General features: G+C 60.2%; 13 protein-coding genes. 8 read left to right on the plus strand and 5 right to left on the minus strand.

Annotated elements, in window-relative coordinates:
* Positions 1-18: 18 nt before the first annotated feature.
* Together AC2FD8_RS03655 and AC2FD8_RS03660 are read right to left on the minus strand one after the other, a co-directional pair.
* Positions 19-912: a fatty acid desaturase gene (locus AC2FD8_RS03655; protein WP_496854086.1), complete on the minus strand. Its 894-nt coding sequence runs from the start codon at positions 910-912 to the stop codon at positions 19-21.
* Positions 899-1,108 carry a DUF2061 domain-containing protein gene (locus tag AC2FD8_RS03660; protein WP_496854087.1) on the minus strand — a complete coding sequence of 70 codons (210 nt, stop codon included), beginning with the start codon at positions 1,106-1,108 and terminating at the stop codon, positions 899-901. Before AC2FD8_RS03660 ends, AC2FD8_RS03655 begins: the two co-directional genes overlap by 14 nt.
* A 109-nt stretch (positions 1,109-1,217) precedes the next feature.
* Between AC2FD8_RS03660 and AC2FD8_RS03665 the strand changes: the two genes are divergently transcribed.
* From AC2FD8_RS03665 to AC2FD8_RS03675, 3 genes are all read left to right on the plus strand, one after another.
* Positions 1,218-2,084, plus strand: a complete 867-nt coding sequence (locus AC2FD8_RS03665) for a helix-turn-helix domain-containing protein (RefSeq protein WP_496854088.1) — start codon at positions 1,218-1,220, stop codon at positions 2,082-2,084.
* 80 nt (positions 2,085-2,164) lie between these two features.
* Positions 2,165-2,347, plus strand: a complete 183-nt coding sequence (locus AC2FD8_RS03670; RefSeq protein ID WP_496854089.1) for a hypothetical protein — start codon at positions 2,165-2,167, stop codon at positions 2,345-2,347.
* 290 nt (positions 2,348-2,637) lie between these two features.
* Entirely contained in the window at positions 2,638-3,618 is a 981-nt protein-coding gene (locus AC2FD8_RS03675; protein ID WP_496854090.1) for a GlxA family transcriptional regulator, read from the plus strand.
* A 175-nt stretch (positions 3,619-3,793) separates the two neighbouring features.
* Here AC2FD8_RS03675 and AC2FD8_RS03680 read toward each other — a convergent pair whose 3' ends face one another.
* The 3 genes from AC2FD8_RS03680 to AC2FD8_RS03690 are packed head-to-tail and all read right to left on the minus strand — an operon-like array spanning position 3,794 to position 6,804.
* Positions 3,794-4,840, minus strand: a complete 1,047-nt coding sequence (locus AC2FD8_RS03680; RefSeq protein ID WP_496854091.1) for an aldo/keto reductase — start codon at positions 4,838-4,840, stop codon at positions 3,794-3,796.
* 34 nt (positions 4,841-4,874) lie between these two features.
* Positions 4,875-5,333, minus strand: coding sequence for a DNA polymerase III subunit chi (locus AC2FD8_RS03685; protein WP_496854092.1), 459 nt, complete (start codon positions 5,331-5,333; stop codon positions 4,875-4,877).
* 4 nt (positions 5,334-5,337) lie between these two features.
* Complete coding sequence (locus AC2FD8_RS03690; RefSeq protein ID WP_496854093.1) at positions 5,338-6,804, minus strand: leucyl aminopeptidase; 1,467 nt, start codon at positions 6,802-6,804, stop codon at positions 5,338-5,340.
* A gap of 229 nt (positions 6,805-7,033) precedes the next feature.
* Here AC2FD8_RS03690 and lptG point away from each other — a divergent pair, with 229 nt between their 5' ends.
* The 5 genes from lptG to rsmA all read left to right on the plus strand — a co-directional run bounded on the left by lptG (position 7,034) and on the right by rsmA (position 13,429).
* Positions 7,034-8,134 carry an LPS export ABC transporter permease LptG gene (lptG, locus tag AC2FD8_RS03695; RefSeq protein WP_496854094.1) on the plus strand — a complete coding sequence of 367 codons (1,101 nt, stop codon included), beginning with the start codon at positions 7,034-7,036 and terminating at the stop codon, positions 8,132-8,134.
* A complete protein-coding gene (locus tag AC2FD8_RS03700; protein ID WP_496854095.1) occupies positions 8,134-10,296 on the plus strand; it encodes an LPS-assembly protein LptD in 2,163 nt (720 codons plus the stop codon). Before lptG ends, AC2FD8_RS03700 begins: the two co-directional genes overlap by 1 nt.
* The gene (locus AC2FD8_RS03705) at positions 10,287-11,540 is read left to right on the plus strand and encodes a peptidylprolyl isomerase (RefSeq protein WP_496854096.1); all 1,254 of its coding nucleotides are present in this window, start codon (positions 10,287-10,289) and stop codon (positions 11,538-11,540) included. Before AC2FD8_RS03700 ends, AC2FD8_RS03705 begins: the two co-directional genes overlap by 10 nt.
* On the plus strand, positions 11,537-12,502 hold the full coding sequence (pdxA, locus tag AC2FD8_RS03710) for a 4-hydroxythreonine-4-phosphate dehydrogenase PdxA (protein WP_496854097.1): 966 nt from the start codon (positions 11,537-11,539) through the stop codon (positions 12,500-12,502). The genes AC2FD8_RS03705 and pdxA overlap by 4 nt, the downstream gene beginning before the upstream one ends.
* Before the next feature lie 84 nt (positions 12,503-12,586).
* Positions 12,587-13,429, plus strand: a complete 843-nt coding sequence (gene rsmA / locus AC2FD8_RS03715) for a 16S rRNA (adenine(1518)-N(6)/adenine(1519)-N(6))-dimethyltransferase RsmA (RefSeq protein ID WP_496854098.1) — start codon at positions 12,587-12,589, stop codon at positions 13,427-13,429.
* Positions 13,430-13,537 lie beyond the last annotated feature (108 nt).

A 13,537-nucleotide genomic window follows, 5' to 3' on the forward strand; every position in this document is an offset into this window, starting at 1 on the left:
CCCCCTTGTGTCTTTAAATCAGGGCTTTGGCCATAGGGGGTGCGGAACCGGGTCTTTCGACCGCCAGAAATACTCTCTGATAATCTGGCCGTAGGATGCATACACATAAGTTTCGTTGCAGTCCTGATACCGCTGCTTTCCGGAGTGGTAGAGCGCGGGCAATTTGTACCAGGGGACCGATGGGTTCATATGATGAACCACATGCAGATTGTTGTTTAGAAACAAGAAAGCCAGAACACCGCGATCTTCTACGATCACCGTTCGGGCGCGCGATTTCTCATGCGCTCGGTGTTCAAGGAAGGTGCGGATCTTCACAAGGCCCAACCCGACATAGGCCGACATGACATAGGCCCAAATCGGCATGGAAGACAGCGCAACAACCCACAAAACCACCGCAACTCCGGGGATATGCAGCGCCCATGCAAGGGCAACCTCTCGGTCTCCGCGGATCAGGCTTTTCCATTCGTCCCTCAGAAACATCACCTGCCCGATGGCAGGCCCCAACACTATGCGCCCAAACAAGGTGTTGTTGGCGGCAAGCACCCTCTTTTGCCAGCCAGACAGCTGCGCCCAGACCTGTGGGTCCAGATAGTTGCTTTCCGGATCATCATAGGGGTCGGTCAGGTTCGAGTCCTGATGATGCGCAAGGTGCAGGTCGCGAAAACGGTTGAACGGAATGAACAGCGTCAAAGGCAAGGCCATCAGCGCCTCGTTCAGCCACTTGGTACGAAACGGGTGGCCGTGCAACGCCTCATGCGTCAGCGAGGAATGAAGCGCTGCAACAGCACCCATCGTTGGAATGGCAAGCCACAGGCTCCAATCCGCGACGTAGAATATGGCGAATGCCCACGCGGCATAGCATGCGACGATCAAGGCTAAGGTGCCCCATTCAGGCGGTTCAGCTTTCCCCATGACGCCCCCACGAGATCCCGGCCCAGATCCGCTCATAAACAATGTAAAGCGTCAGTCCGATGGCCGTGTTGACCAGCGCCAACACGCCGCCCACTGCAACTGATCCGGTGGCGATCAGGCCCACCAGCGTCATCATCACCAACCCCATCACATTCCAAATGACCGCTTTCACGACAGATCTTCGTCGCGTTTCCATTCCGAACCCTATTCTTGATTGCTGTCACAAAAGCGTTACCCAACAGGCTGCGTGTTGGGAATTCTGAATATGATTACCAAAATTCATCAAAAGTGATACTTATCACCACATGATTAAGAAAATAGACAAACGAGATCGCGCTGCCCAGTTTCGCCAGCGCCTTTCCCGCGCGATGGAGGACACCCATGTCAGCCAAAGCGCGCTTGCCCGGCACATCGGTGTCGACCGCTCGACCGTGTCACAATTGTTGACCGATGAGGGCGCCCGCTTGCCCAACGCCCATGTGGTCGGCAGTTGCGCCTCTGCATTGGGTGTCTCGGCAGATTGGCTGCTGAGCCTGTCGGACCGTCCAGAAAGTGCCGCCGAGCTGCTGGCCAGTTCCCTGACAATGACAGAAGCCCCCCGCGCCCTTGTCGATGAGCGTATTTTCCAATGGCATCAAGAGGCGGCGGGCTACAAAATCCGTTACGTGCCCGCCACCCTGCCCGATATGCTCAAGACCCGGGCCATCCTCGAATGGGAATACGCCCCGCATTTGGGCCGTACCGCGGATCAAGCGATTGGCGCGTCCGAAGATCGCCTGTCCTGGATGCGCAGCGCGCAGTCGGACTATGAGATCGCCATGCCTCTGTATGAGATCCGCAGCTTTGCCCTCGGCACCGGCTACTACGAGGGCCTGCCGCTTGATGTACGCCTTGAACAGATCGACCACCTTCTGAACCTCAGCGAACAACACTATCCCCGCCTGCGCATCTATCTGTTCGATGCCAAACGCCTGTATTCCGCACCTGTCACGATCTTCGGGCCACTTCTTTGCGTCTTTTATGCGGGCAGCCACTATATGGCCTTCCGAGACCGCGACCGGATCGAAATGTTCAGCCGACATTTCGACACCCTGATCCGCGAGGCCGAGATGACCGCCCGCCGTTTCCCTGAATACCTGCACAGCTTGCGGGCCGAGATCACGCAGGGCTGACGCGCCAATCGTGCGGTTTTCCTGATTGTGTAGTATAGTGACACCGCGAACGCGCAGACCTTCCACGGAGGATGATCACAATGGACGCATTACAAACCGCTCAATATGCACGCGCCCTCTATTCCGCGCATGGCGACCGGGCCGAGGCAGAAGCCGCCCAAAAGATGCGCGAATGTGAGGCCGCGGGAAATACGCAAGAGGCCAAAGACTGGCAGGCCGTCCGCAGTACAATTCGCCAGATCCGAGGCCCGAATCAAGGCTGACGCGATAGCTATACGCGCTTGTCGCGCCATCAAGAACGACACGCTCCGGCCATCCGATCAGCAGGCCGACTCCGCTGGCCAGAAATTCCAAAAACGGTGCCCGGCCCTCGCTGACGGCTGGGGTCCGAACAATGAAATACTGGTCGTTTTCAGGGCAAAAACGTTTTCCCCAGGTTATACCCAGTTTTGACCAAAGTTTTCCCCAGGGTTCTCCCCGGATTCCGATTTGCGCAACCGCCGCCTGTGACGCAGCCTTGTGGAAACACTTGTCAGAATGCGAATCGAACTTGATGAAATCCGCGAAAAACATACTGCAACCGGAACATCGCGCCCTGAAAACGGCGCTGTTGGTGCTGGATGAATGCAACACGCTCAGCTTTGCATCGGCCGTGGATCCGATGCGCGCCGCCAACCGTCTGGCGGACCGCCCGGCCTTTGACTGGGACTACGTCACACCGACGGATACGCCGGTCATGCTGACCAGCGCGCTCAGCGTTCCGGGCATCCCGCTGGCCCGTCTGCAAAACTGCGACCTGATGATTGTGGTTGCCGGGTTTCAAGTCGCCCGCCAAGCAACCCCCAGCCTTCTCGCGGGATTACGGCGCATCGCGGCCACGGGTGCCGCCATGGCCGGAATAGACGGAGGACCCTGGCTGCTGGCCGAGGCCGGCCTGCTGGATGGTCACACCGCGACCACCCATTGGGATGACCTCGATAGCTTCGCAACCCGCTTTCCCAAGGTCGATGTTCAGGCAAACCGTTTCGCAATCTCCGAAAACCGTCTGACCTCAGGCGGTGCGGTTCCCGCGGTCGAGATGATGCTTCACATCATCGCTACGCGCCATGGTGCCGGATTTGCCGCCCGAGTCTCTAACCAGTTCCTGTACCAAGGCGCTCCGACCCAAGCCAAAACAGCCACGCCCAAGGCGAACCACCACTCCGCGCTGACGTCAAAAGCCAACAGCCTGATGGAGGCCGCACTCGACGATCCACTACCACTGGCCCATATCGCCGACCGTCTGGGCACCAGCCCGCGCACCTTGCAGCAGCAATTCCGCCTGCGCCTGAACACCACGCCGCAGGACCACTACCTGCAGCTGCGCATGGCCGAGGCCCGCCGTCTGGTCACCGATACAGACATGTCGTTGATGGACGTGGCCCAGGCCACCGGGTTCACCTCACAATCCAGCTTTGCCCGCGCCTTCCGCACGGCCCACGGATTGTCGGCCCGTGACCTCAGACAGGACAGCACGCACCCCACCCATCACTGACCGGATCCGCTTCATCTGGCTAAAAATACCTCGGGGGAGGCGCGCGGAACGCGCGGCGGGGGCAGCGCCCCCTAGATCGCTTCGGGCTAAACCCACGATACGAATACCCTGCCACGCTTTCAGCGGTCTCGGGGCATTCGTTTCACTTGATGATTCAGGTAGAACCCAAAACGCGTTAATATGGCATCGGATGTGCTTTGTGCGCAGCCTCAATCTCGGCCAGAACCTCATCCGACAGGCGCAAATCCAAACCTGACAGAACATGCTCCAACTGCGCCACTGTCGTCGCGCCAAAGATGGCCGACAACATGAACGACCGGGTCCGGCACCACGCCAGTGCCATCAATGTCGGGTCCAACCCATGCCGCGCGGCGATCTGCAAATAGACAGCAACCGCATCAAACACCCGCTCGGACTTGCGGCCACCCAGTTCGGGCGACAGTGACATGCGCGAGGCTTCGGGAATGGCCCCGCCCTGATACTTGCCCGTCAGCAAACCCGCACCCAAAGGCGAGAACGCCATCAGGCCCACATCTTCGTAAACGCTCAACTCGGCCATGTCCGTATCAAACAGCCGGCACAGCAGTGAATATTCGTTCTGAACCGACGCCACCCTTGGCGCGCCCATCTGTTCGGACAATCGCAGCCATTGCGCCGTCCCCCAGGCACTTTCGTTGGACAGACCAAAGGCCCGGATATTGCCCTTGTCGACCTGAACCTGAAGTGCCTCCAGACACTCCTGCATATTCTCCAGAATCTCGTCCGTGTTGCCCCCCGTCGGAGAGAACGTCCAGTTCTGCCGGAACATATAGCTGCCGCGATTGGGCCAGTGGAACTGATAGAGATCGATATAGTCGGTCTTCAAACGCTTCAGCGAGCCCTCAATCGCCTCGGGGATCGTCTGAGCGGTGATCGGCGCGCCATCGCGGACAAAGCCAAGCCCCTCGCCTGAATGCTTGGTGGCCAGAACATAATCGCCCCGACGCGCGGCATTGGCCGCATTCCAGTTGCCAAGGATTTCTTCGGTCCGGCCAATCGTCTCTTTGGCGACCGGATTGACCGGGTACATCTCGGCGGCATCGACAAAGTTGATCCCGGCCGCCAGCGCCATGTCCATCTGCGCATGCGAGTCCGCTTCCGAGGTTTGTGATCCGAATGTCATGGTCCCAAGACACAGATCAGAAACAAGGATTCCGGTGCGGCCCAAAGGCTTCATTTCCATTTGTCGCTCTCCTGATTTCCGCAACGGCCGCGCGCTAGGCTTCGGCTTTCTTTTCCCAACGGCCCGATTCCTCGGACCAGTATTGCGCTGAACATCCCGCGCCGGTCAGCGCTTTCCATTGGCCGCGCGCATGTTGAACGGCCTCCATGTCATTGCCGTCGAACAGGATGCAAACCCGGTCCAGCGCGGCGACCTCATCTGGCTCGACCGAGGCCCCATCCACCGCCATCACGCAGCTGGCATCATTTGCGGCCTGCATCTCCGATGTCAGCAGGATCGGTTGCATCGCATCATGCGCCCCTCCGGCCCGTCCATGCGGCAGGAACCCGTCCTCGGGTCCCAACCACAGTTTTTCATCCAGCCAATCCAGCCGCGCAGGATCAGCCCCCCGCACGGCGATCTTCCACCCGGCCTGACGCGCCTTGTCCAGCAGGACCGGCAAAGTATGCTCCAGCGGCTGACGGGTCAGGTGATAGAAATAGACGGCCCCCATGGGTTTACTCGAAATTGTCCTGCACAAAGCGGCTCAGCGCTCGAACGCCCCAGCCTGTGGCCCCTTTGGGGGCATAGGATGTCTCGGCCGCGACCGAGGCAACACCAGCGATATCGAGGTGAATCCATGGCGTTTCTTCCTTGACGAAGCGTTGCAGGAACTGCGCCGCCGTGATCGAGCCTGCAGGCCGCCCGCCCACGTTTTTCATATCCGCGATGCGCGATTTCAGCTGCTTGTCATAGGCCGCGCCCAATGGCAGCCGCCACGCGCCTTCGTCCTCAGCCTTGGCTGATTTCAGGAACGCATCACAGAACGTGTCATTGTTCGAAAAGACACCTGCATTCTCATGCCCCAGCCCGATGATGACCGCCCCGGTCAGGGTCGCCAGATCGATCATACCGACCGGAGAGAACCTTTCCTGCGCATACCACATCACGTCGCACAGAACCAAACGGCCCTCGGCATCGGTGTTGATGATCTCGACCGTGTCGCCTTTCATTGACTTGACCACATCACCCGGACGGGTCGCATTGCCCGAGGGCATGTTCTCGACCAGACCCACAAGACCGACCACATTGGCCCTGGCCTTGCGCTTGGCCAGCGCGCGCAAAGTGCCTGCCACAACGCCTGCACCGCCCATATCCATGGTCATGTCTTCCATGCCACCCGCAGGTTTCAGCGAGATACCCCCGGTGTCGAACACAACGCCCTTCCCGACCAGAGCCAGCGGCGCATCGTCCGTATCGCCGCCCTTCCACTGCATCACCACAACTTTCGACGGGCTGACCGAGCCCTGCCCGACACTCAGCAGCGTGCGCATGCCCAGTTCGGCCAGCTTGTCCTCCTCCAGCACCTCGACCTCAAGGCCTAGCGACTTCATCTCGTCCAGACGGTCGGCGAATTCGGTGGTGGTCAGGATATTTGCAGGCTCATTCGTCAAGTCGCGGGTCATCCGCACGCCGTCAGCGACCGCATACATAGGGGTAAACGCCGCCTCGACCTCGTCAGGCTTGCCATGGCTGATCGTGACCGAGCCTGCCGCATCGCTGTCTTTGGTCTTGTGGGCGTCGAAATCGTAGCTGCGCAGCGCGATGCCCATAGCGAAATCTTCCGCGCGGACCTGATTGCCTGCCATCACCAACAGGTCTTTGCCCGCAGACAGCTTTGCCAATGCCGCACCCGCCTTGCGCGCTTCGTCCGTTTCGGGACGACGCGGCAGGACCACAACGTCCAGCGCGTCAGCAGCCATGCCAACCGGCCACGCCAGAGAAATCACATCCCCGGTTTTGACCTTTTCAAACCGGTCGCTTTCGACCAACCGAGCAACGGCCCCACGAGTCAGTTTATTGGCACGTCGCACGGCGGGGCTCATCTTGCCGTCGGCGGGAATGATGATCGCCACGCGCCCCTCTGCCTGCGCCATGGCATCCACGTCAAACGCCTCAAAACGGATTGGAACCAGACTGCTCATTGCAAACTCCTCAAATTCTGTTCCCCAAGACCTAGCCCGCGCTGCGCGACTTGACCAGATAGCAGTTTTCCCCGCCCGCCAATTGCATTAAGGTCCTGCAAAAATAAACGGCAGGCTCGGGGGAGATCTAAGTGGCACCAAACGGCAGGCATTCGCCGTCGCGCATGATGACATGCCGATGCGTTTCCGGCGTGAATCCCTGCGTTTCAAGCCTTGCGAGGGTCTTTCCGTGATCCTTGACCGCTATTTTGCGCGCCGCTTTCTTCAGAGCTTTGTTGTCATCGGCGGCATCTTTCTGACCCTGATGATTCTGATCGACCTGATCGAACAGCTGCGTCGCTTCGACGACTACGACCTGTCCATCGGCCAATTGCTGGGCCTGACTTTGCTGAACACCCCCGCCGCGATCAGCGAGATGCTGCCCCTGCTGGTCATCCTGTCGACCATTGCCCTGTTCGTTGGGTTGGCACGCACCTCAGAATTGGTAGTGACCCGCGCCACCGGGCGCTCGGGCCTTCGGGCGCTGGTGGCCCCGGTCATACTGGCTCTGACCATCGGCATTCTGGCTGTCGCGCTGTTGAACCCGATCGCCGCCGCCACCTCGGAAGAGTTCGAGCGCCTCTCGGACGCGTACCGCAACGATGGCAGCTCAGCTCTGTCGATCAGCCGCGAGGGGCTGTGGCTGCGCCAAAGCTCGGAAAATGGCCAATCGGTGATCCACGCCCGAGGCACATCGAACGGAGATACTCTGGGTCTCGATGATGTGACCATCATCACCTTCTCGGGCGATGGCAAGCCGACCCAGCAGATCGTGGCCGAGAGGGCCGAGCTGAACAAAGGAACATGGGTTTTGACCGACGCCAAGCTTTGGCCCCTGCAAGACGACCTCAACCCCGAAATAAATGCCGAATCGCATGAGCGTCTTGAGCTGCCGACCACGCTGACGCGCGAACGCATTCTGGACACGCTTGGCAAGCAAGACTCGGTCTCGGTCTATGATTTGCCAAAGCTGATCAGCGATCTGGCCGAGGCCGGTTTTTCGACCAAGCAATACGAGGTCTGGCTGCAAGTTCAGCTTGCCCGCCCCCTGTTTCTGGTCTCGATGGTCCTGATCGGAGCCGCCTTTACCATGCGCCATGTACGCTTTGGCGGAACCGGCGTTGCAGTGCTGACGGCGGTTCTGTTGGGTTTTTCGATCTATTTCATACGCAACTTCGCGCAAATTCTGGGCGAAAACGGCCAGCTTCCGATCTATGTCGCCGCCTGGGCACCTCCCTTTGCCGCGATCCTGCTCTCACTTGGCCTGTTGCTGCACGCGGAGGACGGCTGATGCGGCGTATTCTACCGTTTGCAGCGACCAGCCTGCTGGCCCTGACCCTGCCCCTTGGCCTGGCCGCGCAGAACCTGACCGACCCGACCGTCACCCAAAGCCCGGCCCAAGAGGAAGAGCCGGCGCTGCTTGTGGCCGACAAGATCTTTATCACGCCCGAGCGCAAGCTGGTGGCCGAGGGCAATGTCGAGGCATTCCAGGGCAACGTCAAACTCAGCGCCAGTCGCATCGTCTATGATCGCGAAACGGGTGAGCTGACATTGGATGGTCCCGTCCGCATCGATCAGGACGGGCAATCAACGGTGCTGGCGGATTCGGCGCAGCTGGACAACGGGCTGCAGAACGGCCTGCTGGTGGGCGCACGGATTGTATTCGAGCAGCAGGTTCAAATCGCATCCGTTCAGGCCCGCCGCGCCGGAGGGCGCTTTACGCAATTCAGTAAGATCGCCGCAACCTCGTGCCATGTCTGTACCGATGGCCGCCCGCCGCTGTGGCAGATCAGGGCACGCAAGGTTACGCATGACTCGCTAGAGCGGCAGCTTTACTTTGAAGGGGCGCAGTTGCGGGTGCTGGATTTCCCCGTTTTCTACTTCCCCTATCTGCGCCTGCCCGACCCTACGCTGGAGCGTGCGACCGGTTTTCTGGTGCCGTCCATCCGCACCACCTCGCAGCTCGGAACCGGCGTGCAGGTGCCGTATTTCTTCAAAATTGGCGACCACAAGGACCTGACCCTGACGCCCTATGTCTCATCGAAAACCAAAACGCTGGGATATCGCTATCGGCAGGCTTTCGTGAATGGCCGGATCGAGATCGAAGGCGCCCAGACCCGGGACGACATTCAACCGGGTCAGGATCGCGGCTACCTGTTCGCAAACGGCTGGTTCGACCTGAAAAATGACTATCGTTTTACCTTTGATTTGCGGACGACCTCGGATGATTCCTATCTGGCCGATTACGGCCAGCCCGATTTCGACCGCTTGCGCAGCGAAATCGCGCTCGAACGGATAAAACGCGATACGGCGTTCCGGACCAGCTTCATTCACTACAAGACCCTGCGTGACAGTGAAGATCAGGATGAGATTCCCTCGCGCATTTTCGACCTGAACTTTCAAAAGCGCTATTTCCCAACTTCCGTCGGTGGCGAAGTGCGGCTGAACGTTATCGCCCACGCGCATGAGCGCACAAGCGATGCGGATGTGGTCGGGCGCGATGTGGCGCGCACGACCTTTGACGCCGAATGGCTGCGCAGCTGGACCTTTGCGACCGGGCTCAGGGCCGATGCCTTGGTCGGCGCATCCATTGATGCGTTCAATATCCGCCACGACAGCAACTTTCCCACACAGGTGACCCGGACGACCCCGCGCGCCGCGCTGACCCTGCGCTATCCGATGACCCGCCGCGAAAAATCCGGCGCAACGCAATTTCTGGAACCCATCGTTCAGTTTGGCTGGACGGATGTGTCCGACAATGACGTGCCGATCGACGAAAGCACGTTTCAGGAATTCGATCAGGGCAACCTTCTGTCCCTGTCCCGCTTTCCCGCCGAGGATCGCCGCGAAGACGGTGCAACCGCCGCCGTGGGCGTCAACTGGGCACGCTATGGTCGCGGGGGCTGGCAGGCACTTGCCACGGTGGGTCAGGTCTTCCGCGCCGATGCCGATCCGGATTTCACGCTGACCTCGGGGTTGCAGGGCACATCGTCCGATATCCTGCTGGCCGGTCAGCTTAAAACAGCCAACGGATGGTCTTTGGCCGGTCGCGGGATTCTGAACGGCGACCTGAGTTTTGCCAAAGCCGAGCTGCGCGGAGAGTGGGAGAAAGAAGGATCAGGTATCATCGGCAGCTATATCTGGCTTGAACCCGACCCGGCTGAAAACATCGACGAGGAAATCTCGGAGATCTGGCTGCGCGGGCGCTATCAGATCGACCAGAACTGGCTGACCCGGGCCGAAGCCCGCTATGACCTGAACGAATCCGAACCCATCCGCCTGGGCCTTGGAGTGACCTACCAAAACGAATGCGTACAGGTTAACATGTCCGTAAGGCGGCGCTTTACTTCAACATCAACTATTGAGCCTTCGACCGAATTCGGCTTTACCGTATCGTTGACAGGATACGCCCTCGAAGGCGCTGGTAACACTTACAAGAGAACATGCAGTTGATATCAACTTTCTCACGGTTTCTTCGTTCCGCTTCGATCCGGCTGGTGCTTCCGGCCCTGGCCGCAACGACTCTGACCTTCGCCGCCCCGCAGGCCTTTGCACAAAGCCTGTTTTCGCCCGCAATCCGGGTCAATCAGGACGTTGTCACGTGGTACGAGCTAGAACAACGACAGCAATTTGTGAATGCGCTCGGTATCTCTGGCGGGTCCGAGGCCGAAGTCCGGCAGGCCCTGATCGACGACCGCCTGCGCAAACAGGCTGTGCGCGAAGCCGGGATCGAGGTTCCACCCGAGGCAATTCAGGCCGGGGTCGATGAATTCGCAGCCCGTGGGCAACTGAGCACCGAACAATTCCTGCAATTGCTGGCCAATGAGGGTGTCGATCCGGAAACCGTGCGCGATTTCGTCGCCGATCAGCTGACTTGGCGGAACTATGTCAGCGCGCGTTTTCTGTCTCAGGCTAACCCCTCTGAGGAAGAGATCAACCGCGCGCTTGGTCAGGGCGGCGGCGGCGGCCTTCAGGTGTTGCTGTCCGAAATCATCATTCCGGTAAACCAGCAGACCCTCGCCCAGACCGAGCTTCTGGCCGAAGAGATCGCCAATCTCGAAGGGTTTGATGCGTTTTCGGCGGCGGCGGCGCAATATTCGGCTGCGGAAACCCGCAGCAATGGCGGTCGTCTTGACTGGCTCAACCTGTCCGGTCTGCCTCCTGCGCTGCAGCCCGTGGTTCTGGGCTTGAAGGATGGTGAAATCACCAGCCCGATCGCCCTGCCCAATGCTATTGCTCTGTTCCAGATGCGTGGCCTGCGCGAGGTTGCGACCGGCGCGCCTTCTTTTTCCAAGATCGACTACGCCATCTACTATCTGGCCGGTGGTCGCAGCGCTGAAACCCTGTCAGCAGCCGCGAAACTGCGCGAAGAGATCGACACCTGTGATGACCTCTACGGCATCGCACAGGATCAGCCTGCCGAAGTGCTGGAGCGCGTGGATGCTGCGCCCTCCGAGATCCCGCGCGATATTGCGGTTGAACTGGCCAAGCTGGACCCGAACGACGTCTCAACCACGCTGACACGCAACAACGGTCAAACGCTGATGTTCCTGATGCTGTGCAACCGCACCCGCGATCTGGGCGAAAACACGTCGCGCGCGGATGTGGCCAATGCGCTGACACAACAACGCCTGCAGGCCTTTGCCGACAGCCTGCTGGAACAATTGCGCGCCGACGCCAGTATCATCGAACAATGAGCGCGCCCATTGCGCTCAGCTGCGGCGATCCGGCGGGCATAGGCCCTGAAATCGCCGCAAAAGCATGGGCGGAATTGCGCGACACCTGTCCCTTTGTCTACATCGGGGATAGTGCACATCTACCCACCGGCACCCCTGCTCGGCCGATCACAGACCCGGCCGAAGCCATCGTTGTATCCCGAACCGCGCTACCGGTTCTGCAACTGGACTTCCCAGCCCCCAACACGCCCGGCCAACCCACCCCCGCCAATGCGCCCTCGGTCATTGATGCCATTGAACAGGGCGTTTCCCTTGTGCAATCCGGTGTGGCCTCGGCCTTATGTACCGCTCCGATCCACAAAAAGGCGCTCATCGACGGCGCCGGTTTTTCTTACCCCGGTCATACCGAGTTTCTGGCCGCGCTGGCGGGCCGTGAACGGGTGGTGATGATGCTGGCCAGCGATCAATTGCGCGTCGTGCCCGCGACCATTCACATCCCCCTCTCCCGCGTCCCGCAAGAGCTGACCCCGGCCCTGCTACACGACACGATCAAGATCACCGCCAAAGGTTTGCGCGCGCAGTTCGGTATTGAAACACCACGCATCGCCGTGGCTGGCCTGAACCCCCATGCGGGCGAAGGCGGCAAAATGGGAACCGAGGAGCTGGACTGGATCGCCCCAATGCTGGCGAACCTGCAGCCCGAGGGCTACAGCGTGACCGGCCCACATCCCGCCGACACGATGTTCCATGCCGCCGCGCGCAGCCGCTATGATGCAGCCATCGCGATGTATCACGATCAGGCCCTGATCCCGATCAAAACGCTGGATTTCGACCGGGGCGTGAATGTCACCCTGGGCCTGCCCTTCATCCGCACCTCGCCCGATCACGGCACCGCGCTGGATATTGCAGGCCAAGGCATCGCCAACCCAACCAGCCTGATCGAAGCGCTGAAACTGGCGCAGAAGATGGCACAATGCGCTTGATCCTTCACCTGGCTGGAAATATCCCCGCCAGAGGCAATAAATCTCTGGCACTGACCACCCCAAACGCGTCACGGTAACCGGATCATGAGCGCTATCGACACCCTTCCCCCACTGCGTGAGGTTATCGCGACCCACCAGCTGTCAGCCCGCAAGTCGCTGGGCCAGAACTTTCTGCTGGATCTGAACCTGACCGCCAAGATCGCGCGCCAGGCCGGGGACCTCAGCACCTGTGACGTTCTGGAAATCGGCCCCGGCCCCGGAGGACTGACGCGCGGGCTGCTCTCTGAGGGCGCGCGCAAGGTTGTGGCGGTGGAAAAAGACACCCGCTGCATCGCCGCGTTGAACGACATCGCCGCCGCCTATCCGGGCCAGCTTGAGGTGATCAACGGCGACGCGCTGGAAATCAACCCGCTGGAACACCTGACCCCGCCCATCCGGGTCGCAGCCAACCTGCCCTACAATGTCGGCACCGAACTGCTGGTGCGCTGGTTGACCCCGCCGGAATGGCCGCCCTTCTGGCAGAGCCTGACCCTCATGTTCCAGCGCGAGGTGGCCGAACGCATCGTCGCCCAACCCGGAAGCAAAGCCTATGGCCGCCTTGCGATTCTGGCTCAATGGCGGGCTGAGGCGCGCATCGCCATGTCCTTGCCCCCCGGCGCGTTCACCCCACCGCCCAAAGTCTCCAGCGCCGTGGTCCACCTGACCGCCCTGCCCGAGCCGCGCTATCCCGCCGACGCCGCCACCCTGTCCCGCGTCGTGGCCGCCGCTTTCAATCAACGCCGCAAGATGCTGCGCGCGTCCTTGAAAGGCCTTGCTCCGGATATCGAAGACCGCCTGATTACAGCGGGAATCAAGCCCACCGATCGGGCTGAACAAATCCCGCTTGAAGCGTTCTGTGCGCTTGCACGCGCGGTAAAATCCCCTTGAACCGCCTCGGGCGGCATTGCTGCCCGTCCGCGCATACCTTTGTTATTTCTTTACTTTTTCTAGTCGAAAACTTCGGTGCATAGTTGTAACGAAAACGTGAACAAACTC

The sequence above is a fragment of the Ruegeria sp. YTSC192 genome (assembly GCF_059609705.1).

What these genes read in the sequence shown, in the direction of transcription:
- AC2FD8_RS03675 (WP_496854090.1), top strand. Translation starts at nt 2,638, where the DNA reads ATGAAATCCGCGAAAAACATACTGCAACCGGAACATCGCGCCCTGAAA.
- AC2FD8_RS03685 (WP_496854092.1), bottom strand. Translation starts at nt 5,333, where the DNA reads ATGGGGGCCGTCTATTTCTATCACCTGACCCGTCAGCCGCTGGAGCAT.
- AC2FD8_RS03680 (WP_496854091.1), bottom strand. Translation starts at nt 4,840, where the DNA reads ATGGAAATGAAGCCTTTGGGCCGCACCGGAATCCTTGTTTCTGATCTG.
- rsmA (WP_496854098.1), top strand. Translation starts at nt 12,587, where the DNA reads ATGAGCGCTATCGACACCCTTCCCCCACTGCGTGAGGTTATCGCGACC.
- AC2FD8_RS03660 (WP_496854087.1), bottom strand. Translation starts at nt 1,108, where the DNA reads ATGGAAACGCGACGAAGATCTGTCGTGAAAGCGGTCATTTGGAATGTG.
- AC2FD8_RS03705 (WP_496854096.1), top strand. Translation starts at nt 10,287, where the DNA reads ATGCAGTTGATATCAACTTTCTCACGGTTTCTTCGTTCCGCTTCGATC.
- pdxA (WP_496854097.1), top strand. Translation starts at nt 11,537, where the DNA reads ATGAGCGCGCCCATTGCGCTCAGCTGCGGCGATCCGGCGGGCATAGGC.
- AC2FD8_RS03665 (WP_496854088.1), top strand. Translation starts at nt 1,218, where the DNA reads ATGATTAAGAAAATAGACAAACGAGATCGCGCTGCCCAGTTTCGCCAG.
- AC2FD8_RS03700 (WP_496854095.1), top strand. Translation starts at nt 8,134, where the DNA reads ATGCGGCGTATTCTACCGTTTGCAGCGACCAGCCTGCTGGCCCTGACC.
- AC2FD8_RS03690 (WP_496854093.1), bottom strand. Translation starts at nt 6,804, where the DNA reads ATGAGCAGTCTGGTTCCAATCCGTTTTGAGGCGTTTGACGTGGATGCC.
- AC2FD8_RS03655 (WP_496854086.1), bottom strand. Translation starts at nt 912, where the DNA reads ATGGGGAAAGCTGAACCGCCTGAATGGGGCACCTTAGCCTTGATCGTC.
- AC2FD8_RS03670 (WP_496854089.1), top strand. Translation starts at nt 2,165, where the DNA reads ATGGACGCATTACAAACCGCTCAATATGCACGCGCCCTCTATTCCGCG.